This window comes from Streptomyces olivaceoviridis (genome assembly GCF_014650115.1).
GTDB classification, from domain to species: domain Bacteria; phylum Actinomycetota; class Actinomycetes; order Streptomycetales; family Streptomycetaceae; genus Streptomyces; species Streptomyces olivaceoviridis.
On record NZ_BMUI01000007.1, the window covers coordinates 366140 to 392728 of the forward strand.

Below are 26589 nucleotides of genomic sequence, written 5' to 3' on the forward strand. Positions count from 1 at the left end.
GCCACCGGCGACCCCCGGAAAGGCACGGCCGCGCGGCTGCCCGAGCCGATGCCCGGACGCCGCAGATGGTGTGCGGACTCGGTTGGCCGAGCGCCCCGGAGCGGTGACATCAGAAGTCAGGGGCTCCAGCTGAGGTGTGCGGATCGCGGTGCTCGGGCTGCTCGGAGGGTTCGGACCGCCCCGCCAGCCCGGGAGCCGCCGGCGGAGAGGACGCTGAGAACCATCACCGGAACGCGGAGGCACGGGTCTCCGTAGGGACGGGGCAGGGCGCATCATGAAGGGCATGAGACAGCGCGTGGTGCGAGTCGCCCTGACCGCCGCGTTGGTCGCCGTAGTGCTGCTCGCCGTACCCCTGGCCCTGGCCATCAGGTTTTCCCTGTACGCCGGACAGCGCGACACCCTTGAACGCGCGGCCCTGGCCGCCGCGGTACGGGTGAGCCCGGACTACGCGGTCGGCGACCCGGTGGAACTGCCCCACGCGCCCGCCGGGGGACGCATCGGCCTGTACGACCCGCAGCAGCGGCTGCGAGCGGGCAACGGCCCCGAGACGGGGGACGCTCCGGTCCGCCGTGCCCTGGCAGGGCAGGTGGTCCGCGGGCGCTCGGGCGGCGATCTGGTCGCCGCCGTACCGGTCTCCCACGCCGAGCGGGTGATCGGTGTGGTCCGGGCGTCCTCGCCCGCGGGCGCAGTACGCGATCGGGTGCTGGCCGCGTGGGCCGCCCTGCTGGGCGTGACCGCCGTCGCGCTCACCGTCGCGGTGCTCGTCGCCCGCCGTCAGGCCCGGGTGCTGGCCGCCCCCCTTGAGGACCTCTCCCACCACTGCCGGGCCGTTGCGGAAGGCGACCTGAACGCGAGGGCAGCCCCCAGCAACGTCGCCGAGATCGACCAGGTGGCCCGCACCCACAACGCCATGCTGCACCACCTGGCCGAACTCCTCCGCCATGAACGCGACTTCGCCACGAATGCCTCCCACCAGTTGCGCACTCCCCTCACCGGCCTGCAACTCGCCTTGGAAGCGGGCCTGGCCCAGGACGACAACGCCCGGCTGCGGCCGGTGCTGGCCGAGGCCCTGGCCACCACCCATCGCCTGCACCACACGGTGGAGGAAGTACTGCGCCTGTCCCGCACCCCAGGCCGCCCCCGGCCGGCCGCCGGGGACACCGCGGCGTCACAGCTTCTCCGGGAAGCGGAGGAGCACTGGCACGGGGAGTTCGCCGCCGACGGCAGGCGGCTGGAGTGCGGCACACACGACGCGCCCAAGGATGTCCAGGTCCCCGGCGGTCCGGTCACCGAGGTGCTCGACATCCTGCTCGACAACGCCCGTCTGCACGGGCGCGGAACCGTGCGGGTCGTGCTGCGCGACCTCGACGACGCCCTCGCCTTCGACGTGAGCGATGAAGGGACCGTGGAGGGCGAGCCGGCCCGGCTGTTCGACCGCGGACACACCAGCAGCGATCACGGAACGGGCATCGGCCTCGCCCTCGCCTCCGACCTCGCCATGTCATTTGGCGGCCGGCTCTCCCTTACCAGCAGAGCTCCGGCCACCTTCACCCTGCTGGTCCCGATCCGCGCGGCCGACTCCGCGGCCGACGCGCCGGCCGAGTAGGGGCAGGCCCCGGCAGCCCCTACGACTGGTGGGGCGCTCGCCGCGGCAGCGCGGTCCGCGGGCGTGCTCACGGTGGTGGCGATCGTCGACGCGGACACCGGCGCCCTCGCCGAGGTCCCCGACTTCCTGGCCCGCGGCTTCGTCCACGACGACACCACCTTCGAGCCGGTCATCCCCGTCATCGAGACCGAGGTGGCAACGCACTCCACATGAGGAGTCATCGAAAACACGTCGCCGAAGACGTAACGCATGAGTGAGTGAGCGGGGCCCGCCACGTTGTCGTGGTCAGCCGGGGAGGTAGCAGCGCATGGTGGTGCCCTCGGGGCCGGTGTGGACACCGGCGAGGTCCGCGAGTCGGTGGACGAGGAGGAGTCCCCCGCCGCCGGGCTGCGCGGGACGGGGCGGGCGGCGACCGGCCAAGGGATCGTTCGGCTGTCCGCCGTCGTGGACCTCGCAGCAGCGTGCCCGAGCCGGCGCCGTGGACGACGCCGTCGGTGGTCAGCCCCGCCACCGCGCTCAGGAGTCGAGGCCGAGTTCGGCCCAGACCGTCTTGCCGGGGTGACCCGGGGTGACGCCCCAGCGTCGGGCGAGTCGGTCAAGGAGCTGCATGCCGAAACCGCCGGGCTCGGTGTTCGCGGTGGCGCGTTCGCGGGGCCGGCGGTCGCCGGCATCGCTGACGGCTATGCGCAGCCACCGCCCGTCCCAGGTGAGCTGGATCAGGGGCGGGCCGGAGCCGTGACGGATGGCATTGGTGATCAGTTCCGAGACGAGCAGTTCGGCGGTCTGGATCATCCGGTGGGAGCCGTCTGTCGGGTTACCCACGCCTGCCCGGTGAACCATCCGTGTCGGCCGGGTGACCGGCAGCTCCCGCGAAGGCCGTCCGCCGGGAGTTCGACAGTGCCGGCACGTGTTGGGTGAGTGCGCTGTCGCAACACTGATCGGGACGGCCGAAAACCAGCGATGCCCATGGCCCCGCTGTCTGTCCATGGTCGGCGGGGCTGATCGGCAACCGGCACACACGCAGTGAAGGCCCGGTGGATACCGGGCCTTCACGTTTGAGTAGCGGGGACAGGATTTGAACCTGCGACCTCTGGGTTATGAGCCCAGCGAGCTACCGAGCTGCTCCACCCCGCGTCGGTACGGTGAACTGTACGGCACCGATCGGAATCGGCCCAATCGACTTTCGCCTGCGCTCGGAGCGGGCCCGATTGCTCATGACCGACCGACATGGCCACTGCTCACCCGGCCTGGATCTGAATTCTCAGTTCGGGTGCCGTTGGAGCACGGGCACACCTGGAGAAGTCTCCACGAACTGGTCGGCGGTGCTGGTCCAGGGCCGGCCAGGCGTAATGTCCATGCGGCCTTCAGTCAAAAGCCCCCGTTGTCAAAGGCGAGCAGGCTCACCCTGCCGGTCGGGGCGGCCGGTGGATGGAGCACCGGCAGGTCATCAACGGGATCTTCGTCCGCATGCGGACCGGCATCCCTTGACTATCCTCCGAGGAGGTTCGTAAGTGGGCAGACCTGGTACGACCGGCATCGGCCGTCCGCAGCCGGCGCTTGGGAACGTCGGTGTCAGTCAGCTCCAGAACGCGTGAAACTACTGCAACAGGCGCGTCAGCAGTACTCCCTGCACCAGGCTGCCGCAGGGAGCGAGCGGTGGCAGCCGGGATGGCCGCGATGGTGAGCGCCGGCGAGACTGCGGTAGCCGACCGCATTCCTAGGGTTTGTCGCGGGTGACGGCCAGGCCGGGGACGTCAGCGAGGGCAATGCGGGCGGTGATGCGTTTCCCGACCGGTTCGCGCCGGGCTTCCACGCCCTGCGCGACGGCCATCACGATCTCCAGGCCGTGCTGCCCGACGCGGCTGGCGTCCGAGACCCGCGCCACCGGCAGCACCGGGTCGGAGTCCCACACGACGACCTCCACCACTTCGCCCATGATCCGCAGTTCCATCAGTACGGGTCCGGGCGCGTACTTGCGGGCGTTGGTGACCAGTTCGCTGACCACCAACTGGGGAGGTCCACGGCACGCTGCGAGACCGGTACTCCTTGCCCGTTCCGGGCATGGGCGAGAAAGCCCGCGGCCAGATGGCGAGCCTGAGCGATGCAGGCGCCGTCCCCCTCCAACGCCACGGCGGTCTGCAGAACACGGGCGTCAGGCGCGGTGTCGGCCTCCCCTACCGGGCCTGACCCCATCACAGCCGCCACACTTTCCCCGTTCACAATGCCCGGCACGTATCCCCGCAGCTGAGGTTCACGTCTTGATCACCTCCATGGCTGAGGCAGAGATGACGAATACCGGCCCCCTGAGCCGCCAGGCCAGCTATCGGTCGTGTCCACGACCGTCGACGGCATCCGTGTAGTGACCTTGGCCGGAGAGATCGACCACCACACCGGCGACACACTCCGCCAGGCCCTGGACGCCTCCAACACCCCTCGCCCCCGCGTCGTGGTCGACCTGCACCACGTCACCTTCATGGACTCCAGCGGCATCAACATCTTCATCGCCGCTCACCACACCCTCAGCGAAGCCGACGGCTGGCTGCGCCTGGCCGCACCCGGCGAATCCATGATGCGCACCCTGAACATCGTCGGCGTCGACACCCTCAGCGACTGCCGGGAAACACTCCGCCAAGCCCTCGGCAACTGACCGCCTCCGGGACCGATTCGCGGTCCTGCCGCCCGAGCGGCCGGTTTGCCACCCGGACCACTCACCGGGTTGCCACCGGCCCCGCGTCACGGACCGGATCGTGCAGGCCGCGAATGCGCGGCGCGCCCCGGCCGTCGGCCGCCCACGGCAGGACCGTCATCAACCTCCCGGGAGACCCGTGATCAGCCTCCCGGCGGCCCTGACGGAAGGCTCCAGTAGAGAGAGCCCGGCCCTTGGGAGACGGAATCTCACCGCCTCATCAGCCCACTCCTCGTCACCCCGGGCAAGCTGGACACAAGCGGTGCGAAGGTTGCGCCGGCACAGGTGCGCGTCTCCCGCGCCGCCGGCACCGGAACGGCGACCGCCACCTGGGTGAACGCCCTGCGGGCCGCCCGTCCTCTGCCAGCAGGTCTGCCGCCGCTGCCAGGGCCCCGCTGTCTTCTTCGCGGTCCTGCAAGAGGGCCGCTGGCCTCCGGGCCCGGGGGTCCCCGTCACCGTCCTGACCGGCTTCCTCGGCTCCCGCAAGACCACCCTCCTCAACCGCACCCTTACCGAGAACCACGGCCTGAGGATCGCCATCGTCGAGAACGAGTTCGGCGAGGTCGGCATCGACGGCACCTGCGAGCATGAGCACCCCGAACTCGTGGCGGGCCCTCACGACCCCGGGCCGGGCGGCGAACACAGCCACGGCGCCACCTGGCCCGGTATGGACACCAAGAGTTCCCGATAAATGCGTTGGGCTGACCGGCCCCCGCTGATAGCGTCAGGGCGGCCGTGAGGGAACGCGAGGAGGTGAGACCCATGAAGGCTGTATCCATGTGGGTGCTCCCCCATGTCGTCACGGTGGGCGATTGACGCAGGTGTCGCCGGGAGCACCTCGGACAAGGCACTCCTGAGAGGCAACACCTGTGAACTTCGTGCATTCCGCTCCGGGCACGGACAACCATCCGGTTGTGGTCACGCGGGTCTCGGACACGCAGTGGCACGCTGTGGAGGACGACCTGACGGTCGGCCGCGGCGTCGCTTCGCGCCGGCCCGGCGGGCGGCTCTTCGTCAGCATCGACGCGTGGCACGGCGCGGTCTTCGACCGCATCGCCGACGCGATGCAGGCGGACCTGCCGACACCGCTGTACACCGTCGTCGACGAGGCCGACCACGACTCGAGGTCCGCCTGGGAGCGGGCCGGCTTCGCCACCGCACGCCGCGAGTGGGGCTATCTCGTGCCCACCGACCCGCAGATCACCGGGCTCGGCTCGGTACGGCCCCCGTCCGGCGTGACGATCGTGCCCGCCGGTGAGGCGGAGGAGGGCCCGCTGCGCGCCCTGGACCGCCTCATCCGCGGCGAGATCGAGGCCACCGTCGGATGGCGGACGATGCCGGCCGAGGTGCTGCCCCACCCGGCGGGAACCACCGTGGTCGACCCGTCGAAGTACGCGGTAGCAAGGCACGTGGACGAGTACGTGGGACTGGTCCGAGTGGCCCCGCTGACCCGGCAGCCCCGGATCGGGCTGATCGCCGTCCGGTCCGACAGACACCGCCGCGGCATCGCCCGGACGCTGCTGACCCATGCGCTCGGTTCCCTGCACCGCTCCGGGACCGCTTCGGCATGGGCCGAGGTGAACGAGTCCAACGCGGCGGCCACCGCCCTGTTCGAGAGTATCGGCGCCCGGCGCGCGGCCAGCACCCTTGAGCTCGTCCGCCACTGACGCGACCACATCGCACCGGGCGACCGCTACCCACTGAATTCGCCGTCACAGAACGGGAGAAGTGAGAGACCATGACAAAGGCAGCAGGGGGCGTAGAAGCCGAAGGCACCGTCATCGAGTGCCTGCGCAACGCCACCTTCAAGGTGGAACTCCAGAACGGGCACACAGTGCTCGCCCACATCAGCGGGAAGATCCGGAAGAACCGCATCAAGATCCTCCCGTACGACCGAGTGCTCGTGGAACTCAGCCCCTACGACCTCACCCGCGGCCGGATCCGCTACCGGTACAGGGCGTAACGGAAGGTGCGGCGCCCATCGCCCTATCGGGAGCCGTAGGGCAGGAGCGCCATCTCGCGTGCGTTCTTGATGGCCTGTGCTATCTGCCGCTGCTGCTGACGCGTCACGTGGGTCACCCGACGGCTGCGGATCTTTCCGCGGTCGGAGATGAACTTCCGCAGCAAGTCGGTGTCCTTGTAGTCGATGTAGGTGATTCCTCCGGCGTCCAGCGGGTTGGTGCGCTGGACCTTGGCAGTCTGACGCCGGATGCTTGTGCGTCGGGTCATGGTGAGGCCGGTCCCCTCTTTCAGGTCACGGGGTCGAGCAAGTCGTCTAAGACGTGCGGGAGTTGCTTCCAGCGGTCCCTGCCCGCCGCGTACTCGTCGTCGGTGAGCAGGCATGAGTCGAGCAGGGCCGACAGGCCGTCGCGGTCCAGGCCGGGCGAGGTGAAGGTGAGGTACTGGCAGCGGTCGCCGTGTTCCGGGTGCCAGTCCACGGAGGCGGCGAGGCGACGCTCGGCGGGCACCATCTCCCAGGCGGCGTCGGGCAGAGCTGCCAGCCAGGGCCCGGCCGACTCCACGCACAGCGCGCCGCCGGCGGCGTCCCAGGACAGCAGTGTGTCGGGGCGGTCCGCGAGCCAGAACCGCCCCCGGCTGCGCGCAGCGGCGCACGCGAGGTCCTCAAGCGCCGCGTACAGGCGCTGCGGGTGGAAGGGCCGTTCGCGCCGCCAGACGAAGGTGCTCACGCCGTGCTCGTCGCACGACTGCGGCAGCAGCGCGCACGCAGGATGCACACGGGCTGCGGCCGCTGCCACGTCGAAGCCCGCCGACAGCGCCGCCCCCAGGGCACCGCCGCTCTCCACCCGTACGCTTCGTGCGCCTGGTGTGAGCTGGGCGAGCAGCGCGCGGTCGGTGTCGTCGGCGACCTCGTCGCAAGAATCGCCGTCGCCGAGGGCGATCACCGTGGGGTACTCCAGTTGCCGGGCGAAGGTGTCGGCGACCGTGCGCTGGTCGGTCGGCGCGGCGGCGAGGCCGACGTCGGCCAGGTCGTCGCCGTTGGACAGGTACGGCAGCACGAGTGCCAGATCGACCGCGGTGGCGACCCCGGTCAGGGCCAGCGGTGCGCCCGCGGAGGCAACGACTCCGGCCATGGCCTGGGGCTCGACCGAGTCCCACAGTTCCACGACGACCAGCCGGTACGTCCCCTCCGTTGCGAGCCTCAACAGTTCGGGGACGAGATCCTCGCGAAGTGCGCAGCACGCGCAGTCGTTCACCAGGGGTGCATCGCCGCTGCCCAGCAGGCCGTCGGCGTCGCGTACCGTCCGGTGCACCACCCTGTCGACGGCGGATGTCAGGTCGCGGTGCAGCGCGACCGAGCCGGGGACCGTACGCAGGATCTGCTCTACGGCGGCCCGGCGGGCGTCGGCGTGCAACCCGGCGACGATCGCGACCGGCAGCCGCGCCTCGTCCGCGTTCACCGCTCGCTCCGTCCGCGTCCGTAGCGCCGCTCGAAGCGCTCGACCCGCCCCGCGGTGTCCAGGACCCGCTGGGTGCCGGTGTAGAAGGGGTGGCTCGCCGAGGAGATCTCGACGTCGATGACCGGGTAGGTGTTGCCGTCCTCCCATTCGATGGTCTTGTCGCTCGTGGCCGTGGACCGGGTGAGGAAGGCGTAGTCGGCGGACCGGTCGCGGAAGACGACCGGGCGGTAGGCGGGGTGGATTCCGGGCTTCACGGCTCTCAGCGCTCCTCACGGAAGTCGACGTGGCGGCCGGCGACCGGGTCGTACTTGCGCAGGGTGAGCCGGTCGGGGTTGTTACGACGGTTCTTGCGGGTCACGTAGGTGTAGCCAGTGCCGGCGGTGGACCTCAGCTTGATGATCGGGCGCAGTTCGTTACGGGCCATGGCCAGCACCATACAAGAGATTGGTTTTCATTTTCATCTGGCGCTAGTGTGCTGCTCATCCACCCCAAGGAGGGAACAGCCATGTCCGCCCACTGCCAACTCACCGGCCGACAGCCCGGCTTCGGCCATCACATCTCCCGCTCGCACCGGCGGAGCAAGCGCCGTTTCGACCCCAACATCCAGAGCAAGCGCTACTGGCTGCCGAGTGAAGGCCGGCACGTCCGGCTCGCGCTTTCCGCCAAGGGCATCAAGACGGTCGACACCATCGGCATCGAGGCCGCGGTGGCCCGCATCCGCGCCCGTGGAGGGAAGGTCTGATGGCGAAGAAGAGCAAGATCGCGAAGGACGGCCAGCGGCGCCTCATCGTGGCCCGATACGCCGCGCGCCGCGCCGCATTGAAGGCGATCATCGCGCTCCCCGGAAGCTCCGACGAGGACCGCGCCGCCGCCCAGCGGGAACTACGCCGGCATCCCCGCGACGCCAGCATCACCCGCCTGCGCAATCGCGACTCCGTGGACGGCCGCCCGCGCGGCTACCTGCGCGCATTCGGCCTGTCCCGCATCCGAGTACGCGAGATGGCCCACGCGGGCGAGCTCCCTGGCGTGACCAGCAGCAGTTGGTGACACGGCACGCCAGGGGCTCACAACGGGCGCGTCGGCAACACAGCCCGAATCTGTGCCCGGTTTCGAACGCGCCTTCCGCCACTCTGAACGGGGGCGGGCGGCGGCACCGGCTCGTGGCGATCTACAACGAGCCGGTGGGTACGGCCTGCCCCGCACGCGGACGGCTTCCGCGTGCGGGACCCCGGGCCGACCGGAAGATCAGCTGGTCGTCAGGGCGGTGTCGTCCACGGCGAAGCCGGTCTACAGCGCGGAGTCCTCCACGCCGTTGAACTTCCGGCGATGACCAGGACGGCTTTGAGCTGGTTGATCGCCTGGGTACGGCTCGCGCGGCGGCCTGAGCGTCGAGCGGGTCGGCCGGCTCAGCAGATTCAGGTCTTCGAAGTGAACCGGACCGGGTAGCGGGACAGGCCCGCGCCGAAGGTGCCGGTGCCCTCCGTACCGGCCCGGCGCACCGCACCCCGCTTGCGGGCCCACACGAGCAACTGCCGGTAGCCGGCCGCCATCACGGGAAAGGACTCCGTTTCCAGGATCTTCCCGAGCGGGGAAATCACGGCGGCGACATGCACCTCGCCGTGCGTGTCCACGCCCAGGACGACCACGTGCTGGGTTGATGGCACCGGCCCGCTCGGGCGGTCTGAACCGTGATGGCGCCTGATCCTCGGCAGGGCCCCTATGGGGACACGCGTTGCAGCTCGGTACCAGCAGCCGCCCTCCCGCAACGACGGTCGACACGCCTATGACTGGACACTTCGGTCATAGATCTCATGAGTCAGACCCCCACCCGGGACGGCATTGCGCAACCGTCCCACTCATCACGGCACAACGGCATGACTCGATCACTGCCGGATGGCTTCGTCCGATCCTGCTGCGCCGCGCGGCCGGGTTTTGCCCCCGCATTACCGCCCCATGACCATTTGTCTACAGGTCTGTAGTCATGATGGTCCAGCCTTAGTTAGGGTTGCCTACGCTAACGGAGGCTGCTCGTACGGAGGCCGCCCGGGGAGGGTCGCATGTGGGATGACGCGTTTCCGAGTTTCCTGATCGGGCTGCGGGAGGGGCTCGAAGGGGGACTCATCGTCTCCATCCTCATCGCGACCCTTGTGCGGGCGGATGCCCGCTCCCGGCTGCCGCAGGTGTGGACGGGCGTACTCGCGGCGATCGCGCTCGCCATGAGTTTCGGCGCGGTCCTCACTTTCACCGCGGCCTCCCTGTCGGCGACCGCGCAGGAAGCCTTTGGCGGCACCCTCAGCGTGATCGCGGTCGCGTTCGTCACCGCCATGGTGTTCTGGATGCGCCGCTCGGCCCGCAGCCTGTCCGGTGAGATAAAGGAGAAGGTCACCGGAGCCCTGGCCATGGGTTCGGGTGTGCTGATTCTCACCTCCTTCCTCGCCGTGGGCCGGGAGGGTCTGGAGACCGCGCTGTTCCTGTGGACCACGGCCCAGGCGGCCGGTGAGTCTTCCGGCCCGCTGGCCGGCGCCGCGATCGGGCTGATCCTTTCGGCCGCCCTGTGCTGGGGCCTGTACCGGCGGGTCCTGAAGATCAACCTGACGAAGTTCTTCACCGCCACCGGCGTGGTCCTGATCGTGATCGCGGCCGGCGTTCTCGGTTACGGGCTGCGCGACCTGCAAGAGGGTGGAGTGCTGCCCGGCAAGGCGGCCTATGCCATCGACCTGAGCGGCAGTATCGACGCCAGCTCCTGGTACAGCACGCTGGTGCAGGGCGTGTTCAACCTGACGCCGGCCATGACCTGGTTGCAGGTCTTGGGTTACGCGGGCTATCTCGCCGTGGTCATGACGCTGTTCGTGCGCGGCCTGCGCGCCACGGCACCGAAGCCGGGCTCCGGCAAGGCGGCGCCAGCCCCGGACACTCCGAGGCCCGCGCGGCGCCGCCCTGCCTGGGTGGTTCCGGTCGTCGTCGTCACCGTCCCCGCGCTCCTCGCGGGTCTCGCCGTCGCCCTCGGCCGCCCGAAGCCCGGCGCCGCCCAGACCGTCGCCGTCTCGGAGAAGGACTGCGGCGAGGGTTTCACCGCGCCGAGGCCCGGCCGGCAGACCTTCCAGATGCACAACACCGGCGACAAGACTGCCGAGGTGTACCTCGTCGACCCGGCCACGAACGCCGTCTACGGCGAGATCGAGGGCCTGGCCCCCGGCACCACCCGCTCCTTGGTCGCCACCGTCGCCGGCGGCACCTACGCCTGGCGGTGCGTACCCAGCGGCGGCACCCCGGTCACCTCCCAGGCCGTCCGCGTCACCGGTGGCGGGGCTGCGAAGGCGGTCGTCCCGGTCTCGGAACACGACCTCTCCGGCCCGCTCGCGCAGTACCGGAGGTACGTCGAGGAGGGCTTGGCCGCGCTCGTGCCCCAGACCCGCACCCTGGCCGACGACATCAGGCACAACCATCTGGGCAAGGCCCGTACCGACTGGCTCACCGCGCACCGCACCTATGCCTCCCTCGGCGCCGCCTACGGCACCTTCGAGGACTTCGACCGGAAGATCGACGGAAGGGCCGACGGACTGCCGGACGGCGTGCACGACAAGGATTTCACCGGCTTCCACCGCATCGAGTACGGCCTGTGGCACGGCGAGCCCGCCGCCTCGCTCACCGCGCCGGCCCAGCGACTGGCCGCCGACGCCGCCGGCCTGCGGACAGCCTTCCCGCACCAGGACTTCGACCCGTCCGACCTGCCGCTGCGTGCCCACGAGGTCCTAGAGAACACACTGCAGTTCGAGCTGACAAGCGACACGGACGAGGGCAGCGGCACCAACCTCGCCACCGCCGACGCCAACCTCGCCGGCACCCGCGAGCTGCTCACCGTCCTCAGGCCGCTGCTCACCAGCCGCTCTCCGCACCTGCTGCCGACCGTCGACGCGGACGTCGCACGGCTGCAGCAACTCCTCGACTCCGCCCACCACGGCAGCCACTGGACCCCCGTCAAACAGCTCGACCCCACCGACCGCGCCCGCGTCGACGGGGCCACCGGCCAGCTGCTGGAGGACCTGTCCCCCGTGCCGGCCCTGCTGGAGATCCGGAAGTCCGCCTGATGACCACCGCACACCACCGCATCGACCCCGCCCGCAGCGAAGGGAACGCAGTCATGCCGTCCGCCGAAACCCCCGCCCCGCAGGGTGGCTGCCCGGCCGGCGCCGACCGCCGCTCCTTCGTGAAGACGGCCCTCGGCGCCGGAGCCGTCGGCGCGGTTCTGGGCGGCGGCGGCCTCGCGCTCGCCGAGAGCGGCGGTGGCACCGCACAGGCGGCAGCGCAGACGGCGAACGCCACCGCAGTGCCCTTCCACGGCCTCCACCAGGCCGGCATCATCACCCCCGCGCCGGCCGCCGCCACCTTTGTCTCCTTCACCGTCATCGCCGAAGACCGAGCGCAATTGGTGGAGTTGCTGAAGACGCTCACCAGCCGGGCCCGCTTCCTGACCTCCGGCGGCGTTCCCGCCGACCTCGGCGTCGGCGCCCCGCCCTCCGACAACGGGATCCTCGGCCCGACCGTCCCCGCCGACGGCCTCACCATCACCGTCGGCGTCGGCGCGTCCCTCTTCGACGACCGCTACGGCCTCGCCGGAGCGAAACCCCGCCGCCTCACCCCCATGCGGACCTTCCCCAACGACAACCTCAAGCCCGCCGAGTGCCACGGTGACCTGTCCCTGCAGATCTGCGCCAACCGTCAGGACACCGTCCTGCACGCGTTGCGGGACATAGCCCGGCACACCCGTGGGGCCATGCAGATCAAGTGGCGCATCGACGGCTTCCAGAACACGCCCCGACCCACCGGCGCCCAGCGCAACCTGCTCGGCTTCAAGGACGGCATCGCCAACCCCGACGTCGCCTCGTCCCGGGAAAGCAACCGCCTCATATGGGTCGGGGGCGGCGCCGGCGAGCCCGCATGGGCCAGGGGCGGCAGCTACCAGGTCGTACGGATCATCCGCATGCTCGTCGAGTTCTGGGACCGGGTCTCCCTCACCGAGCAGGAGAAGATGTTCGGCCGCCGCAAGGACACCGGCGCCCCGCTCGACGGCGTCAAGGAGACCGATGTCCCCAACTACGCCAAGGATCCGCACGGCAACGCGATCCCCCTCGACGCCCACATCCGCCTCGCCAACCCACGCACCGCCGCCACGGACGACTCCCGTATCCTGCGCCGCGGCTACAACTACGACCGCGGAATCGACGATGTCGGCAACCTCGACATGGGCCTGGTCTTCTGCTGCTACCAGCAGGACGTCAAGCGCCAGTTCGAGGCCACCCAGACCCGGCTGATCGACGAACCCCTCGTCGACTACATCTCGCCCACCGGCGGCGGCTACTTCTTCGCCCTGCCCGGGATCCGTGACACCAAGGACTGGTTCGGCCGCGGGATGCTCACGAGCTGACACAGATTCCTCAAGCCCGACCCGTGCCGTGCCCGGGAAACCCTGATGGCCGAGGTCTGGGACGAGAACTGGTTCGGCTCCACCAAGACCCTCGACGTCACCATGGCCGGGCTGCGCCGCCGCCTCGCGCAGGCCGCCGGTCTTCCCGGCCGCCGCTCATCGGGTTCAGTCCGCGTTGGGCCGGGCGAGGCCGTGGTCGTAGGCGAAGATCACGGCCTGGATCCGGTCGCGGGCTCCGATCTTGGCCAGGACGCGGCCGACGTGGGTCTTGACGGTCGACTCGGAGAGCACGAACCGGGCGGCGATCTCTCCATTGGTCCAGCCCTTGCCGACGGCGACGAGGATCTCCCGCTCGCGGTCGGTGAGGGAGACGAGCCTCGGGTCCTCCGCGGCGTCACCCCGGTGGGCGGGGACGTACTGAGCGAACTCGTCCAGGAGGCGGCGAGTGAGGGCGGGCGCGATCACGGCGTCGCCGGAGGCGACGGCGCGGATCCCCGCGAGGAGCTCCTCGGGGCGCGCGTCCTTGAGGAGGAACCCGCTGGCCCCGGCCCGGATCGCGGCGTGGACGTACTCGTCGAGGTCGAACGTCGTGAGCACGAGGACGTGTGAGCGGCCGCCGGCGGCGACGATGCGGCGGGTGGCCTCGATCCCGTCCATGCCGGGCATGCGGACGTCCATCAGGACGACGTCCGGGCGCAGTTCGGCGGCCTTGCGGACGGCTTCCGCGCCGTGGGCGGCCTCCCCGACGACGTCGGTCTCGGGGACGGAGTCCAGGAGCAGGTGGAAGCCGTAGCGCTGCAGCGGCTGGTCGTCCACGATGAGGACGGTGGTCACCGGTCACCGCCCCGGGGCGTGAGGTCGAGGACGGCGTCGACGCTCCATCCTCCGCCGTCCGTCGGTCCCGCACTGACGGTTCCGCCGTACAGAGCCGCTCTCTCCCGCATGCCCACCAGGCCGTGTCCTTCCTCGTTCGGCGGGCCCGGCCGTGCGGCCGGGCCGGTGTCCTGGACCCGGATGCTCAGCCGGGCGCCCGTCACGACGACCGCCAGGTGCACCCGGGCGGCGTCGGCGGCGTGCTTCATGGTGTTGGTGAGGGCTTCCTGGACGATGCGGTACACCGTCAGCTGGACCCCGCCGTCCAGGGCCTCGACGTCGCCGGAGGTCCGGTAGACGACCTCCAGTCCGGCGGCGCGCACGGTGGCGCACAGTGCGCCGATGTCCGCGATGCCGGGCTGCGGGCTGAGCTCGGGCCCGCCGGCCGGACCGTCCCCGGCCTCGCGCAGTACGCCGAGCACGCGCCGCAGCTCGCCGAGGGCCTGCCGGCCGGTGTCGCCGATGAGCCGCAGGGCCTCCTTGCCCCGTTCGGGGGCGATGTCGGTGGCGTAGGCGCCGGCGTCGGCGAGCGTGATGATGACGGACAGGTTGTGGCCGACGATGTCGTGCATCTCGCGCGCGACCCGGGTGCGTTCGGTGGCCGTGGCCAGCCTGCTGCGCTGGTCGCGCTCGATCTCCAGCCGGGCGGCCCGCTCCCGTAGTCCGGCGAGCTGGGCCCGGCGGATTCGTACCATGAGGCCGAGCGCGAGGGCCGCCGTCGCCGTGCTCAGCAGGAAGAACAGCGCGTCCCAGACGGACACGGCCGAGGACGCGCGGACCGCGACCAGCAGCATGGCGCCCGCCATGACCGCGCCGGCCCACGGCAGCCGCCGTAGCCGCCCGTGCAGGGCCAGGCTGTACAGGGCGACGAAGAGCGCGACGTCAGCGCGCAGCGCCGCGCCCAGGCACCATTGGAGGACGAACACCGCGGCGATGACACCGAAGGCCACCATGGGCTTGCGTCGCCGCCACAGCAGGGGCAGTACCAGTCCTGCCTGCAGTGCCAGCATCCCCGCGACGGGCAGCTCGGTGAAGGCGAGCCGGAAGCGGCGCGGTCCGTCGCCGTCGTCCACACCGCCGCGCAGCAGGTCGGGCAGGCAGAACATCAGGAAGACGAGGACCACGACCACGGTGTCCAGCACCCAGGGATGTGTCCGGTCGGCCTGCCGCAACCGCTGGCCGCCCCGGGACAGCCGGGCGACCAGCGGTCCCATCCCGCTGATGTCATCGGTGGTCACGGACGTCACCTGTCCATGGTGCGGGCGTCAGGCGTCGGTGCGCGCGAGCCGGTACGCCGCACCGCCCAGCGCAAGCGCCGCCCAGCACAGGAAGACCAGCAGCCCGGCGCCCGGCGACAGTGACGTCGAGTCGTGGGTCAGCGCGAACATCGACTCACCCGCGTTGGACGGCAGGTAGGGGCTGATGTCGTCCTGCCAGGAACTCGGCAGCAGGGAGATCAGCCCCGGGATCAGCATCAGGGCGGCGACCAGCACCGAGATCCCGCCGGCCACCGACCGCAGCAGCGCGCCCAGGGCGACGCCGATCACTCCGACCAGGCCGAGGTAGAGCCCGGCGCCCAGCAGACTCCGCAGTACACCAGCGTGTGAAAGGCTCATCGCCGCGGGCGTGCCCGAGACGATTCCACTGCCGAACAGGAAGGCGACGAACCCACCCACCGTCCCCACGACCAGTGCGACCAGACCGAACACGGTCGCCTTGGACCACAGCACGGGCAGCCGGCGGGGAACCGCCGCGAGGGTGGAACGGATCATGCCGGTCGAGTACTCGCCCGCCGTGACCAGCACGCCGAGCACGCCCAAAGCCAGCTGGGCGAAGTTCGTACCGAAGAGGGACAGGCTGACGGCCGTCGAATCGGCGAAATCCCGGTCCATGTGGCCGGAGCTGATCCCCGACTTGTAGCGACTCGCGGAGATCAGGCCGAAGGCCACCAGGAACAGCAGGCCGAGGCCCAGTGTGATCCAGGTCGAACGCAGGGACCACAGCTTGGCCCACTCGGAAGCGAGCACGCGCCGTCCGGTCACCCGGTAGGCGGGGCGGGCGGGAGTGATCCTGCGTTCCTCTGAGGTCGCGGTGAGGATGCTCATGCGGGCCTCTCCAGGTCGATGCCGGTCGTGGTGCCGTGGTACTCCACGGAGTCTCTGGTCAGGTCCATGAACGCCTCCTCCAGCGACACGCTTCGCGCGCTCAGCTCGAACAGCGCGATCCCGTGCTCAGCGGCCTTCAGCCCGATCTCACGGGCGGTCAGCCCGGTCACCTGCAGTTCCTCGGAACCGATCCGGCCGGTGACATCGACGCCCGGCCCGGCGAGCACGTCCCGCAGCCGGGCCGGGTCCTGGGTGACGACCTTCACCGTGTCCCCGCCGGCCTCCCGGATCAGGTCCGCCACGGTCGTGTCGGCCAGCAGCCGCCCGCGCCCCACGATGATCAGGTGGTCCGCAACCAGGGCCATCTCGCTCATCAGATGGGAGGACACGAACACCGTCCGGCCCTCGTCGGCGAGCCCTTTCAGGAGGTTGCGTATCCAGAGCACCCCTTCCGGGTCCAGCCCGTTGACCGGCTCATCGAGCATCACTGTCTGCGGATCGCCCAGCAGTGCCGCGGCGATGCCGAGCCGCTGGCCCATCCCGAGGGAGAAGGCGCCGGCCCGCTTCTTCGCCACGCTGTCGAGTCCGGCGAGGCCGATGACCTCGTCGACCCGACGGCCGGGGATGCCGTGGGTGAGCGCGAGCGCTTTGAGGTGGTTGTACGCCGAGCGGCCCGGGTGGATCGACTTGGCCTCCAGGAGGGCGCCGACCTCCTGCAGCGGCGCCTGGTGGCGGGCGTAGGGGTGGCCGTTCACGGTGACGGAGCCGCTGGTCGGGGCGTCGAGGCCGACGATCATGCGCATGGTCGTGGATTTGCCCGCGCCGTTGGGCCCCAGGAAGCCGGTCACCGTGCCGGGCTTCACCACGAAGTCCAGCCCGTCGACGGCCGTCTTCTCGCCGTACCTCTTGGTCAACCGCCGTGCGTCGATCATTCGCGTTCTCCCTGTCGGGCTCCGGCGTCCGTCTCTGCGGACGCCTCACCGGCAACGCTAGGTGCCGAATCACCCGGTTCCTGTGGTACCGGGAGGCTGAACCGCGGCGGGCGCGTAGTACCGCGGTACTACGTGGCCACCTGCGCTGCCTTCCGTGCGCTCGCGCTGAGGCAACGCTCGCCAGGCACCGCAGGACGGCAAGGGGCACCGGGGGGACATCGTGGAGTCTCCGCTTCCGTTGGTATCGGCCGGCACCACGGGACGAAGCGGCGGATCAGTGGCCCCAGCACCAGCAGGCCGGGGAACAGTGGCAGCCAGGCCGTCAGCAGCCCCGGTAGCCGAAGACCGCCGACAGGGCCGCGGCTCCCGGCACCCCGGCCGAGCCCGGACCACCCGGGTGGCAGGCAGTACGGCGGCGCCGCCGGCAAGGAGGTACTCCAGGCAGCAGCGGCGGTCGAGGACCGCGCGTCCACCGCCCGCGCCCTCGCTCGGGCGGCGCTCGCGGCCGGCCGCCGGGAGCCGCCGCAAGGACTCGGCTCCACCGACCGCGCGGTCTCCCGCCGTATCGCCGCGTGCCAGGCCGCCCCACCCCCGCGCCTGTGGCCGCTGGCGGTGACCGTTCTGGCGCTTGACGCCCTCACCGCGCTGGGCGCCGCCGACGCAACCGGCGACCCGCTCCGGCTGCTGGAGCCGGTCCTCGCCCGAGAATGATCACGCGGCGGGCCGGTTGCGCATCCGGCGGTGGGCCGCCAGGGCCGAACCGGTCAGGGAGCCTCCTCGCCCTGGGCGACCTCGACCTCGTGGTGGAAGCCGACGACGCCGACCGCTCCGGCGGCGACGGACAGGACCGTGCAGGCCACGAGGAGAAACGTGGTAAGGCGGGCGGTGCGCGGGCGCGTCCGGGAGGGTGCGAGGAGCGCTGCGACGCGTTGCGGCACCGGTCCGGTCGTCGCCGCCGGTGCGAAGTCCGGTCGGGTGGCGGGGGAGGCGTTTCCGGCGAGGGCGGCGCGGGCGATGGCCGTGGCGATCAGGCGCCGGTCTCCGGTGACCTCGGCGGCGGCCTCGTCGGCAGCCCGCTCGGCGGCGAACCGGATGGTGGCGCGGGTGGTGCGCAGGGCGGGGTGGCAGTGGGCGGCGAGTTCGGCGGCGGCCAGGAAGTAGTGGTGCCCGGCCCGGTTGTGGGCGCGCTCATGGGCGAAGAGGGCCTCACGCTCGGCAGGTCCCAGACTGCGCAGCATGGCGGTGGTGACGACGATGCGGTGGGGCCGTCCGGGCAGGGCGTACGCGTCCGGATCGGGCGATTCGATCACGCACAGGTCACCTGCGGCGGGGCGGCGGTCGGCCTGCGTGCGAGCAGCCTTGAAGGCGCGGATCTGCCAGAAGGCCGAGCGTGCGAGCCTCCAGACACTGAGAGTGAGCACCCCGGTGGCCGCCATGGCGGCGGGGAGGACGAAGTAGTCCGAGGGAGTCCGCAGGGGGCGGACGAGTTCGCCAAGGACGGCGAAGGCGGGGAGTTCGAGCAGTCCGGTCAGGACGAGGGCGCCGAGAGCGGCGACGCAGGCTCCCGCCAGCGCGAGGGTCGAGGCGGTGAGGACCCACAGTGCGGTGGCCGGGGCCAGCCGGTCGAGGGTTCGACGGGTCAGCGTCGGCGCGAGGAAGGGCACGATCAGCGGTACGAGCAGCAGAGCGGTCATCGCTCGTCGCCCTCCAGGAGCCGGCGCAGGTGCTGCTCGTCTCCGGGACTGAGCTGGGCCACGAAGCGGGCCAGGACCGTCTCCCGGTCGGCGTCCCGGTCGAGTTCGGTGTGCATGCGCCGGGCGGTCAGGCCGGGCGCGTCCTGGACGGGGAAGTAGGCATAGCCGCGGCCCTGCCGCTCCCGGTCGACGGCACCCTTCTCGTGCAGACGGGTCAGTATCGTCGTCACCGTCGTCCGGGCCAGGCCGGAGCCGAGCTCGGCCTGCACCCGCCCTGGTGTGAGCGGGGCTTCGGCAGCCCACAGCGCGGCCATGACGGCGGCCTCGAGCTCGCCTGCCGGCCGCCTCTCGTCCCTCGCGTCGGTCATGGGAACGTTCCTCACTCCGCCATCGTCTACAGTTCAGTAGACCGTCTACAGAATTGTAGTCAGTCGCCGGATGCCGCCGCGCCGCCGTTCCGCCGCATCCGACAGTCCGGAAGAACGACGAAGGGGCCCCCGAGGATGACCACAGCCGCACACCTATCGTCGCAGCTCGCCGTCAATGTGCTCGACGCGCGGTCGCTGCTGTCCGCGTTCGGTGTGCTGGGCGTGGGCGTAGTGCTGTTCGCCGAGACCGGGCTGCTGATCGGCTTCTTCCTCCCGGGCGATTCCCTGCTGTTCACGGCCGGTCTGCTGTGCACCGGCACCGCCGGGAGCGGCCTGAAGCTGTCACTCACCCCGCTCCTGGTCGCGGCAGCGGTGGGAGCGCTGGCCGGCTCACAGTGCGGATACCTCCTGGGCCGTCGGGCAGGCGGCGCCCTGCTCGCCCGAAGTCGCTCGGCCCGCCTGCACGAGGGGGCGAGACGCGCGGAGGAACTGCTGGAACGCTACGGGTACGCGAAGGCGATCGTCCTGGCCCGCTTCGTTCCGGTGGTGCGCACGGTCCTGAACCCGATGGCGGGTGCCCTGCATGTGCCGGTGCGGACGTTCACCGTCTGGCAGGTGACCGGCGGGCTGGTGTGGAGCCTGGGTCTCACCCTGGCGGGCTACGCGCTGGGGTCCTCCGTGCCGAACGTGGACCGCTATCTGCTGCCGATGGTCGCGGTGATCGTGGGCCTGTCGCTTATTCCGGTCGCCTCCGAGGTGTACCGCTCGCGCCGGGACGCGAAGGCGAAGGAGGCACGCGGATGATCAGCGCCCTTGACGGCTCGTCGGTCGACGGCTCGGTCTACACCGCCGTGGTGAACCTCGCCCGGCGCTCCCCCGTCTGGCTGGACGACACGGTGTCGGCCTGGTCGACGTACGGGCTCGTCCTGTTCGCGGTGCTCATGGCCGTCGGCTGGTGGCATGCACGGCGTGTGGGCGCCACCGCGTCGGTGACGGCGCTCGCCGTGCCGTTCGTCGTGGTCGTGGCCTTCGGTGTGGACGCGGTGCTGAAGCTGCTGGTGCGCGAGGACCGGCCCTGCCAGAGCCTGCGGGTGACCACGTTGGAGGCGTGTCCGGCGCCCGGCGACTGGTCCTTCCCCAGCAACCATGCGGCCATCGCCGCCGCGGCGGCCGTCGCCCTGCTGTTCGTCTCCCGCCGACTCGGCGCGGTCGCCGTGATGGCCGCCTGCGCGATGGCCGTCTCGCGTGTCTGGGTGGGCGCGCACTACCCCCACGACGTGCTGGCCGGGGTCGTGGTGGGCGCCGTGACCGCCATGCTCGCCATGTCGGCACTGCGCAGGCGTGCGGAGGCCGCAGCTCTGCGGCTCGCGGCCACCCGTCTGCGTCCGCTGCTGGTGGTGTCGTGAAGCGCGGCGAGATCGCCGAACTGGCCGGCAGCTGCGGGCTCGGAGCGTGGACGGCGTTCGGCGTGCTGACCATGGTCGTGGTGGGCCACGACGGCATACCGCTGTTCGCGGACGCCGACTTCCTCTCGTGGTCCGTCGGCCACCGGCCCGACGTGGCGGTGGCGCTCGCCCGCGGGCTGACCGACACCGGGACCGGTGTCATCCCGTACGCGCTGGCGGTGCTGGCCGCGCTCATCGCGGGGCGCACCCCACGGCAGCGCGCGCTCGCCGTCGCACTCTGTCTGGGCTGCCTCGGGACGGGCCAGGCGCTGCGGTACGCGGTGATGACACTCGTCACCCGGCCGAGACCACCCCTGACGGACTGGGCGACGCACGCCTCGGGATGGTCGTTCCCGTCCGGTCACACCACCACGGCGGCCCTCACCGCGGGACTGCTGATCATCGCCATCCGCATACGCGGCCCGCGTGGCAGGACTGTGCTCACCCTGGTCATCGGCGGCTGGGGCGCGCTGGTCGGGCTGACCCGTGTCTACCTCGGAGTGCACTGGTTCACCGACGTCGTCGGCGGCTGGCTGTTCGCCCTGGGGTGGGTCGGCCTGTGTCTGAGCGCCGTGGCCCGCTGGCTTCCCGGCCGGTGGGCCCCCGGCACGACGGACACGGACTCGGCGCGCGGGACGGCAGAACCGACGGGCAGCGCAGCAGGGGGCCGAACGCACGCGACACCGGAACAGACCGACGCGGCACGAGAGCAGAAGGACGACCATGCGCCAGACGATCCTGGTCGTCGAGGACGATCACGCCCTGCGTGACGTGCTGATGCGGGGACTGCGCGACGAGGACTTCGACCCCGTGCCCGCACCGGACGGCGCCACCGCCCTGTGACTTGCCACCGCCGACATCTCCGCCGCCGTGCTCGACATCGGGCTGCCCGATGCCGACGGCCGGGACGTGTGCCAGGCGATGCGCGCGAACGGGTTCCTCTCCCCGTCATCTTCCTGACCGCCCACCACCGGCTGAGCGACCGGCTGTCAGGGTTCTCGGCCGGAGGCGACGACTACCTGCCCAAGCCGTTCCACCTCACCGAACTCGCGGCCGGCCTGCGGGCAGCCCTCAAACGGGCCGCGCCACCGCATGCCGCCACAACTGGAGACCTGGCGCTGGACGCAGTGCGGCGCGTGGTCAGCGTCCGAGGCACCCGGGTCGACCTGACACCGGCCGAGTTCCGTCTCCTGGCGGCGCTCATGGCGGCTTCCGGCGGCATCGTGCGCCGTCGCGAGCTGGTCCGGGCGGCCTGGCCCGAGGGCGCCCAGGTCCACGACAACACCCTCGACCCGTATCTGACCCGCCTGCGACGCAAGCTGCGCGAGGCGGGCAGCGACCGGACGATCGGCACGGCCCGCGGGATCGGCCACCGGCTGTCATGAGGGGCGCCCGCCACCGGCTGCGGCCTGCTGTGACCGCCTTCCTCCACCGTCTGGCCCCCGCACGCTGCGCGGCCGTCTCTCCCTCGTGGCCCTCACCACGGCCGCGCTGCTGATGCTGGTTCTCACCGTCGCCTTCAACGCCGTGGCCCAGCACCGCCTCGAGCACCAGGCGGACGACGAACTGAGCACCCGCGCCGCCGCCGTCGCGGCGACCATCGACATCACCGCCACGACCGTACGTGTCCTGGAGACCTCCAACGACGCCCGCCTCGACACGAACGTGTGGATCTACGCCGGCGGACGCCTGCTGGAAGAGCCGCCGAACGCCGGCCGCCTCACCCGCGTCGCCGACGCCCTCGCAGGGCGCGGCGGGCGGCGGTGCGTCACCGCCGACGTGGACAGCCCTCTCCGGCTGTGCTCGCAGCCGGTGTCCGCGGACAAGAGCGGGGCGCTGGTGGTCACCGCGCTCGCCCTCTCCCCTACCGCAGTGCGGCCGACACCCTGCCCCTGGGATCGCTCGCGCTGGACATCATGATGCTCGCCTGCACCTACGTCCTGACCCGGCTGGCGGTAGGCCGCGCGCTGCGCCCGGTCCGCACGATGACCGACCAGGCCACCCAGTGGAGCGCCGTCGCCTCCGAGGAACGCTTCGGCCATACGCGGCACCCGGCCGAACTCGCACGCCTCGGTACATCGCTGGACGCCATACCCGGTGAGCTGCCGCTCGTGGCGCAGGAGGGTGAACTGTCGCACGAGCTGGGCACACCCCTGAGCCGGATCATCGCCGAACTCGACCGGTGGCAGACCCATCCCCGCACCGCCGACCAGACCCACGCCACCCACAAGGTCATCGCGGAAGCCTCCCAGACCATGCGCACCATCTGCGACACCCTCCTCGACGACGCCCGCGGCGGCACACTCACCGCTCCCGGCACCGCCGAGGTCCTCCCCACGCTGCGACGCCTCGCCGAAGTCCTCAACACGCCATCTCACTTGACGATCGCCGTTGACGGCCCGCCTCTGGAGGCCGGAATCCCACCCGCCCTCCTCCAACGCGTCGTCAGCCCGCTCCTGACCAACACCTGCCGCTACGCCCGCTCCCACATCGCCGTCCGCGCCTACCACGCACCCGACGGCGTACGCATCGACGTCATCGACGACGGCCCCGGCGTACCGCCCCTGTTCGCCGGACAGCCTTCTAGCCCGGCCGGCGCGCGGATCCCGGCGACGGACACAGCGGAGCGGGCCTCGGACTGCCGCCGGCGCGACGTCTGGCCCGCTCCGCCGGCGGCGAGGTGACATACGACCCCGAACATGCCCCCGGGGCACGGTTCGTGGTCAGCCTGCCTGCCGGGTGACCACGCCGCACTCGACGCCACCGGAGCGTCACGGCGTGATGTCGCGCTGGACGTCCTTGCGGGAGACGGCCAGGTAGCCGACGAAGCCGAGGATCGCCACCGTCCAGGACAGCGTGACCGGCCCCAGGCCCAGGTCGAGTCCGCCCCGGCCGTGTCCGACGGCCATCCAGTCGGCGACGGAGGCGCCGAGCGGGCGGGTGATGACGTACGCGGCCCAGAACGCGGCGACCGCGTTCAGGCTCCCCCACCGGTGAGCGACGGCCGGGACAGCGATAGCGGCGGCGTACAGGACTGCGGAGCCCAGGTAGCCGAGGCCGATCGTGGCGGTGAGGTCGCCCGCGGCCGTGCCCAGCGCGAACGTGGCCAGCACGGCGGCCCAGTAGAAGGTCTCGCGGCGTCGGGTGTGGATGCTGTGGATGGACAGGGTGCCCTCGCTGCGGTACCAGAGGGCGAAGACGGCGGCCAGCGCGGCCATGAAGAACGGAGTCGACAGCGTGTACGGCACGCCGAGGCCGACGTGCAGGACGTCGGCGGCCATGGTGCCGAACACGCTGACCATGACGATCGCCGTCCAGTAGACCCAGGCCACGTACCGGCGGACGGCGAACTGCACCGCCAGAGCGGCCACCAGGGCGATGCCGCCGAGGCCGACAGCGGGGATCGGGCCGAGCAGGTGGGCCAGGAAGTCGGACGCCGTCTCGCCCATCCCGGTGGTCAGCACCTTGATGATCCAGAAGTAGACGGTCACCTCCGGCACCTTGCTCGCCGTGTGACGGACGTGGCCCACGGGCCGGTCGTGAGTGAGGTGATCAGTCGACATGGCAGGCACCATGACACGGTGCCCGGCGCTCGCCCCAGACCCCTTTGCCAGAGTTTTGGCGCTTCCAGTACGGGAGTTGCCCGAGGCTCAGCCGAACCTGAACGCGACCTGAACACAGAGGCGGACGCACTGGTCAGCAGCGTGCGGCCAGTGATAGCGGCTGTCTCCCGGCATCGGCCTGGCGGCTGAAGAGCAGGACGCGACAGTTGGCCGACCCAACGGCCGGACATCGATCCCGTAACGGGTCGTCGGTGTTCCGCAGCGTCGCCTCCGGCAGAGCGATGCAGTCGCCGCGGTTGGTCACCGGCGAGATCACACGCCGCTTGCTGGCGCCGGCTGCGCAGACAAGATCCGACGTGCACGGCAAGCCGAGCAATGCCTATGTCTGCCGTCAATCAGTGCATGGAGTACTCCGAATCCCCTGGCACTGAGTAGGGTTCAGGGATGTAAGCAGGACCGAGCTTGAGCCACACCTCGTACAGCTCTCGGTCGCACGCAGACAACACGATCTCCTGTTAGGGCACCCAGGCAAACAACTCATCGACCAGGGCGCACGCCGCTCCCTAAGCCTGTTGTGGCCGGGCTCGTCGCATGCCGCGCGCTGCGCAGACTGGGGTGAAGCCATCCCATACGCACGCCTTGGTCGAGAACCTCTGCGATCAAGGCATGCAGCGCCTCCCCGCCAGGGAAGCGGCCCCTTCCTGCTTCTCGACCGTGACCGCTGAGCCCTCGGTGTTGCTGCTCATCCATTCGACGTCGGCTGGATGAGCGTCAAGGACCCTGATCTTGATGCTTCCGGTGGTGCAGCCGTGGTTTCGCACAGGCCGAGATCGCCAGTCCAGGTGCCGGCGGCCAGCCAACCGATCCGCCCTCCCGCACTCACGTGCCCCGGTCGCACCGGGAGGGTCCGCACCCCTCGTACGAACGGATGAGCGGGTGCGATCGCACATCACAACGGCCCAGTTCCGCGCGGACGGTGGCCGAGTCGATGCGCTTGATCCCGGGCAGCGTGGCCTCGACGATCTGACAGGCGTCGTCGAGGCGGCCGACACCGGCCAGGGCTCTCGCGTGCCGAAGCGGAGGCTGAGTATGCAGGACGCCTCGATGAGCCGAGGGTTGCCGTTCTCGGCGCGCGGACCCCAGTGCGGGATCCGCGCACCGATGGCCTCGGCGGCGTGACTTCCGAACCGCGCTGAACGGCTCCTGGCCCCATGTGCACGGCGGTGGTGTGATCACGAGCGCCCGGCACCACTCATCCCCGATGCCGCCATCTCAACGATTCCGAGCGGACGGCCTGCGACAGCCGGACCATGGCAGGTACGGTGCCTTCTGTGCACGTCGGCCCACGTCAACCAGGCTGTGTGTGGCAAGTCCTCGCATACGCGGGGGTGGTCCCCACGGCGGCGTCCCCGCCACCATGAAGGCGGTGTGGTCCCCGCGCACGCGGGCCGGTGTAGGAGTGGGAGATCTCATCTGGGGTGACTGCTGCCCGTTCGTCACAGTGCTGGGTAATGGCCTGACGTGCTGGACGCTGCCGACTCTTCTCGGGTGTGGTGCCTCACGCCATCAGAGGGGGCCCTCTACGACAAGCGGGGCAACACAGCCCCGAATCGCCGGTTAGCCAAACCGGCAATAGCGCGGAGTATTGACGGTCATCACGATGACCTGCGCGCGCAACATCCGTAGGCCCGGCACAGGCTATCCACCGCCAAAAGGAGGAAACTCGGCATGCACACGAAGATCGATGAGACTCTGGGCCCTCGCTATAGCCCTGCTCACATCCGCGCCACCTGGGACGGAACGGGTAGCGTGGAGGACGCCTCAAGGGCGCTTGGATTCTCACGGGCCAAGGGTTACGAGCTAATCCGCAGCGGGCAGTTCCCGTGCCGTGTGCTACGCATCGGCCGTAAGACGCGTGTCGTCACGGCGTCCCTACTCCGCGTCCTCGAAAGCGGAGATCCGGAGTATAACGACGCCCGCGCCGGATGCCGCCCGACGTCCTGAGCCAGCTACGCCGAGGCGCCGCCAGACTTCCGGCAGGGCATTATCGTCTCATGCGCGTTCTCATGCTGCTCCCCCCTTACACACTGGCCAGTCCACGGGCTCGCCCTTGGCGGAGGCAAAGCACTTCCACGAGTTGAGTGAACGCAGATGCCGTGGCGCTGGCCGGCCTTATCACCCCCCGCGTCCTTGCTCTCGGTGCCCCGGCACCGGGGACTCCGAGTACGTCAGTGCCGGCGTCGGACGCCACACTCTGTCGTAGCCCGCTCCGTGCAGTTCCTGGCCGTGGTTGACCAGCAGGGCGATCAGCAGGCCGGGCCCACCGCCCGCCATGTCCAGCGCCCAGGTGACGTCCCGGCCGTCGGCGAGGTCCAGGACGTCGCCGATCAGTTTCAGCAATTCGGGTTCGTCGTTGGCCACCCGCCGCGACAGCGATGTCTCGCCCTCGCTGTCCAGGACCAGGCAGTGGTGG

At 70.8% G+C, this 26589-nt stretch carries 28 protein-coding genes, 1 tRNA gene and 4 pseudogenes; 16 read left to right on the top strand and 17 right to left on the bottom strand.

The features are described 5' to 3' along the window. Positions 1–283 precede the first annotated feature (283 nt). Together IE273_RS16930 and IE273_RS16935 are read left to right on the top strand one after the other, a co-directional pair. Complete coding sequence (locus IE273_RS16930) at positions 284–1606, top strand: sensor histidine kinase (protein ID WP_189815993.1); 1323 nt, start codon at positions 284–286, stop codon at positions 1604–1606. Positions 1607–1669: 63 nt separating this feature from the next. Continuing rightward, the gene (locus tag IE273_RS16935) at positions 1670–1819 is read left to right on the top strand and encodes a hypothetical protein (RefSeq protein WP_189815994.1); all 150 of its coding nucleotides are present in this window, start codon (positions 1670–1672) and stop codon (positions 1817–1819) included. 72 nt (positions 1820–1891) lie between these two features. On the opposite strand, the gene IE273_RS45155 is transcribed toward IE273_RS16935, so the two are convergent. From IE273_RS45155 to IE273_RS16950, 4 genes and pseudogenes are all read right to left on the bottom strand, one after another. After that, positions 1892–2026: a hypothetical protein gene (locus tag IE273_RS45155; RefSeq protein WP_373309354.1), complete on the bottom strand. Its 135-nt coding sequence runs from the start codon at positions 2024–2026 to the stop codon at positions 1892–1894. 96 nt (positions 2027–2122) lie between these two features. Then, positions 2123–2428: an ATP-binding protein gene (locus IE273_RS16940; protein WP_189815995.1), complete on the bottom strand. Its 306-nt coding sequence runs from the start codon at positions 2426–2428 to the stop codon at positions 2123–2125. A 238-nt stretch (positions 2429–2666) separates the two neighbouring features. Further along, positions 2667–2740 (bottom strand) — tRNA-Met (locus IE273_RS16945). 583 nt (positions 2741–3323) lie between these two features. Continuing rightward, positions 3324–3799 (bottom strand): annotated as a pseudogene (locus tag IE273_RS16950) (ATP-binding protein). A 136-nt stretch (positions 3800–3935) separates the two neighbouring features. On the opposite strand from IE273_RS16950, the gene IE273_RS16955 reads away from it, so the two are divergent. From IE273_RS16955 to infA, 4 genes are all read left to right on the top strand, one after another. Beyond that, on the top strand, positions 3936–4253 hold the full coding sequence (locus tag IE273_RS16955; RefSeq protein WP_189815996.1) for an STAS domain-containing protein: 318 nt from the start codon (positions 3936–3938) through the stop codon (positions 4251–4253). A gap of 499 nt (positions 4254–4752) precedes the next feature. Then, positions 4753–4983, top strand: coding sequence for a GTP-binding protein (locus IE273_RS45160; RefSeq protein ID WP_444545925.1), 231 nt, complete (start codon positions 4753–4755; stop codon positions 4981–4983). Between the two features lie 178 nt (positions 4984–5161). Beyond that, entirely contained in the window at positions 5162–5959 is a 798-nt protein-coding gene (locus tag IE273_RS16965; protein WP_189815997.1) for a GNAT family N-acetyltransferase, read from the top strand. A gap of 71 nt (positions 5960–6030) precedes the next feature. Beyond that, complete coding sequence (gene infA, locus IE273_RS16970) at positions 6031–6255, top strand: translation initiation factor IF-1 (protein WP_014675926.1); 225 nt, start codon at positions 6031–6033, stop codon at positions 6253–6255. Positions 6256–6278: 23 nt separating this feature from the next. Here infA and rpsR read toward each other — a convergent pair whose 3' ends face one another. Genes rpsR through rpmG form a run of 4 tightly spaced genes read right to left on the bottom strand, consistent with a single transcriptional unit; the run spans position 6279 to position 8135 of the window. Further along, on the bottom strand, positions 6279–6521 hold the full coding sequence (gene rpsR / locus IE273_RS16975) for a 30S ribosomal protein S18 (protein WP_189815998.1): 243 nt from the start codon (positions 6519–6521) through the stop codon (positions 6279–6281). A 20-nt stretch (positions 6522–6541) separates the two neighbouring features. Further along, the gene (locus tag IE273_RS16980) at positions 6542–7711 is read right to left on the bottom strand and encodes a CobW family GTP-binding protein (protein ID WP_189815999.1); all 1170 of its coding nucleotides are present in this window, start codon (positions 7709–7711) and stop codon (positions 6542–6544) included. Next, positions 7708–7965 (bottom strand): type B 50S ribosomal protein L31, encoded by a 258-nt coding sequence (locus tag IE273_RS16985; protein ID WP_189816000.1) that lies wholly within the window; start codon positions 7963–7965, stop codon positions 7708–7710. The genes IE273_RS16980 and IE273_RS16985 overlap by 4 nt, the downstream gene beginning before the upstream one ends. A 5-nt stretch (positions 7966–7970) precedes the next feature. Continuing rightward, positions 7971–8135, bottom strand: coding sequence for a 50S ribosomal protein L33 (gene rpmG, locus IE273_RS16990; RefSeq protein WP_014150502.1), 165 nt, complete (start codon positions 8133–8135; stop codon positions 7971–7973). An 81-nt stretch (positions 8136–8216) separates the two neighbouring features. Here rpmG and rpmB point away from each other — a divergent pair, with 81 nt between their 5' ends. Continuing rightward, positions 8217–8453 (top strand): 50S ribosomal protein L28, encoded by a 237-nt coding sequence (gene rpmB / locus IE273_RS16995; protein ID WP_189816001.1) that lies wholly within the window; start codon positions 8217–8219, stop codon positions 8451–8453. Then, complete coding sequence (gene rpsN, locus IE273_RS17000) at positions 8453–8758, top strand: 30S ribosomal protein S14 (RefSeq protein ID WP_189816002.1); 306 nt, start codon at positions 8453–8455, stop codon at positions 8756–8758. The genes rpmB and rpsN overlap by 1 nt, the downstream gene beginning before the upstream one ends. 368 nt (positions 8759–9126) lie before the next feature. Here the strand turns inward: rpsN and IE273_RS17005 are convergent, their stop codons facing one another. Further along, positions 9127–9375: a hypothetical protein gene (locus tag IE273_RS17005; protein ID WP_189816003.1), complete on the bottom strand. Its 249-nt coding sequence runs from the start codon at positions 9373–9375 to the stop codon at positions 9127–9129. A gap of 393 nt (positions 9376–9768) precedes the next feature. Between IE273_RS17005 and efeU the strand changes: the two genes are divergently transcribed. Continuing rightward, positions 9769–11799, top strand: a complete 2031-nt coding sequence (gene efeU / locus IE273_RS17010; RefSeq protein ID WP_189816004.1) for an iron uptake transporter permease EfeU — start codon at positions 9769–9771, stop codon at positions 11797–11799. A 53-nt stretch (positions 11800–11852) separates the two neighbouring features. After that, entirely contained in the window at positions 11853–13136 is a 1284-nt protein-coding gene (gene efeB, locus IE273_RS17015) for an iron uptake transporter deferrochelatase/peroxidase subunit (RefSeq protein WP_189816005.1), read from the top strand. Positions 13137–13301: 165 nt separating this feature from the next. Here the strand turns inward: efeB and IE273_RS17025 are convergent, their stop codons facing one another. The 6 genes from IE273_RS17025 to IE273_RS17050 form a co-directional block, all read right to left on the bottom strand. Next, positions 13302–13970, bottom strand: coding sequence for a response regulator (locus IE273_RS17025; RefSeq protein WP_189816006.1), 669 nt, complete (start codon positions 13968–13970; stop codon positions 13302–13304). Then, positions 13967–15247 (bottom strand): sensor histidine kinase, encoded by a 1281-nt coding sequence (locus tag IE273_RS17030; RefSeq protein ID WP_229887260.1) that lies wholly within the window; start codon positions 15245–15247, stop codon positions 13967–13969. The genes IE273_RS17025 and IE273_RS17030 overlap by 4 nt, the downstream gene beginning before the upstream one ends. A 27-nt stretch (positions 15248–15274) precedes the next feature. Then, entirely contained in the window at positions 15275–16114 is an 840-nt protein-coding gene (locus IE273_RS17035; protein WP_189816007.1) for an ABC transporter permease, read from the bottom strand. Continuing rightward, the gene (locus IE273_RS17040) at positions 16111–17046 is read right to left on the bottom strand and encodes an ABC transporter ATP-binding protein (RefSeq protein WP_189816008.1); all 936 of its coding nucleotides are present in this window, start codon (positions 17044–17046) and stop codon (positions 16111–16113) included. Before IE273_RS17040 ends, IE273_RS17035 begins: the two co-directional genes overlap by 4 nt. A 764-nt stretch (positions 17047–17810) precedes the next feature. Further along, the gene (locus IE273_RS17045; protein WP_189816009.1) at positions 17811–18740 is read right to left on the bottom strand and encodes a M48 family metalloprotease; all 930 of its coding nucleotides are present in this window, start codon (positions 18738–18740) and stop codon (positions 17811–17813) included. Then, on the bottom strand, positions 18737–19108 hold the full coding sequence (locus IE273_RS17050; RefSeq protein ID WP_189816010.1) for a BlaI/MecI/CopY family transcriptional regulator: 372 nt from the start codon (positions 19106–19108) through the stop codon (positions 18737–18739). Before IE273_RS17050 ends, IE273_RS17045 begins: the two co-directional genes overlap by 4 nt. Before the next feature lie 135 nt (positions 19109–19243). Between IE273_RS17050 and IE273_RS17055 the strand changes: the two genes are divergently transcribed. The 5 genes and pseudogenes from IE273_RS17055 (at position 19244) to IE273_RS17075 (ending at position 23296) form a co-directional block, all read left to right on the top strand. Next, complete coding sequence (locus tag IE273_RS17055) at positions 19244–19912, top strand: DedA family protein (protein WP_189816011.1); 669 nt, start codon at positions 19244–19246, stop codon at positions 19910–19912. After that, on the top strand, positions 19909–20514 hold the full coding sequence (locus IE273_RS17060) for a phosphatase PAP2 family protein (protein WP_189816012.1): 606 nt from the start codon (positions 19909–19911) through the stop codon (positions 20512–20514). The genes IE273_RS17055 and IE273_RS17060 overlap by 4 nt, the downstream gene beginning before the upstream one ends. Further along, positions 20511–21323 carry a phosphatase PAP2 family protein gene (locus IE273_RS17065; RefSeq protein WP_189816013.1) on the top strand — a complete coding sequence of 271 codons (813 nt, stop codon included), beginning with the start codon at positions 20511–20513 and terminating at the stop codon, positions 21321–21323. The genes IE273_RS17060 and IE273_RS17065 overlap by 4 nt, the downstream gene beginning before the upstream one ends. Further along, a pseudogene (locus tag IE273_RS17070) lies at positions 21277–21938 on the top strand (response regulator transcription factor). The gene IE273_RS17065 and the pseudogene IE273_RS17070 overlap by 47 nt, the downstream one beginning before the upstream one ends. Then, positions 21935–23296, top strand: a pseudogene (locus IE273_RS17075) (sensor histidine kinase). Before IE273_RS17070 ends, IE273_RS17075 begins: the two co-directional pseudogenes overlap by 4 nt. Positions 23297–23324: 28 nt before the next feature. Here IE273_RS17075 and IE273_RS17080 read toward each other — a convergent pair. Next, the gene (locus IE273_RS17080; RefSeq protein ID WP_189816014.1) at positions 23325–24116 is read right to left on the bottom strand and encodes a COG4705 family protein; all 792 of its coding nucleotides are present in this window, start codon (positions 24114–24116) and stop codon (positions 23325–23327) included. Positions 24117–25844: 1728 nt separating this feature from the next. Here IE273_RS17080 and IE273_RS17085 point away from each other — a divergent pair. Continuing rightward, positions 25845–26120, top strand: coding sequence for a helix-turn-helix domain-containing protein (locus tag IE273_RS17085; RefSeq protein WP_189816015.1), 276 nt, complete (start codon positions 25845–25847; stop codon positions 26118–26120). A gap of 270 nt (positions 26121–26390) precedes the next feature. Here IE273_RS17085 and IE273_RS17090 read toward each other — a convergent pair. After that, a pseudogene (locus IE273_RS17090) lies at positions 26391–26589 on the bottom strand (IS110 family transposase); the annotation flags it as partial.

Coding starts and splice junctions, on each gene's coding strand:
- IE273_RS16930 (WP_189815993.1), top strand. CDS start 284: ATGAGACAGCGCGTGGTGCGAGTCGCCCTGACCGCCGCGTTGGTCGCC.
- infA (WP_014675926.1), top strand. CDS start 6,031: ATGACAAAGGCAGCAGGGGGCGTAGAAGCCGAAGGCACCGTCATCGAG.
- rpsR (WP_189815998.1), bottom strand. CDS start 6,521: ATGACCCGACGCACAAGCATCCGGCGTCAGACTGCCAAGGTCCAGCGC.
- rpmG (WP_014150502.1), bottom strand. CDS start 8,135: ATGGCCCGTAACGAACTGCGCCCGATCATCAAGCTGAGGTCCACCGCC.
- rpmB (WP_189816001.1), top strand. CDS start 8,217: ATGTCCGCCCACTGCCAACTCACCGGCCGACAGCCCGGCTTCGGCCAT.
- rpsN (WP_189816002.1), top strand. CDS start 8,453: ATGGCGAAGAAGAGCAAGATCGCGAAGGACGGCCAGCGGCGCCTCATC.
- efeU (WP_189816004.1), top strand. CDS start 9,769: ATGTGGGATGACGCGTTTCCGAGTTTCCTGATCGGGCTGCGGGAGGGG.
- efeB (WP_189816005.1), top strand. CDS start 11,853: ATGCCGTCCGCCGAAACCCCCGCCCCGCAGGGTGGCTGCCCGGCCGGC.
- IE273_RS17035 (WP_189816007.1), bottom strand. CDS start 16,114: ATGAGCATCCTCACCGCGACCTCAGAGGAACGCAGGATCACTCCCGCC.
- IE273_RS17040 (WP_189816008.1), bottom strand. CDS start 17,046: ATGATCGACGCACGGCGGTTGACCAAGAGGTACGGCGAGAAGACGGCC.
- IE273_RS17045 (WP_189816009.1), bottom strand. CDS start 18,740: ATGACCGCTCTGCTGCTCGTACCGCTGATCGTGCCCTTCCTCGCGCCG.
- IE273_RS17050 (WP_189816010.1), bottom strand. CDS start 19,108: ATGACCGACGCGAGGGACGAGAGGCGGCCGGCAGGCGAGCTCGAGGCC.
- IE273_RS17055 (WP_189816011.1), top strand. CDS start 19,244: ATGACCACAGCCGCACACCTATCGTCGCAGCTCGCCGTCAATGTGCTC.
- IE273_RS17060 (WP_189816012.1), top strand. CDS start 19,909: ATGATCAGCGCCCTTGACGGCTCGTCGGTCGACGGCTCGGTCTACACC.
- IE273_RS17080 (WP_189816014.1), bottom strand. CDS start 24,116: ATGTCGACTGATCACCTCACTCACGACCGGCCCGTGGGCCACGTCCGT.
- IE273_RS17085 (WP_189816015.1), top strand. CDS start 25,845: ATGCACACGAAGATCGATGAGACTCTGGGCCCTCGCTATAGCCCTGCT.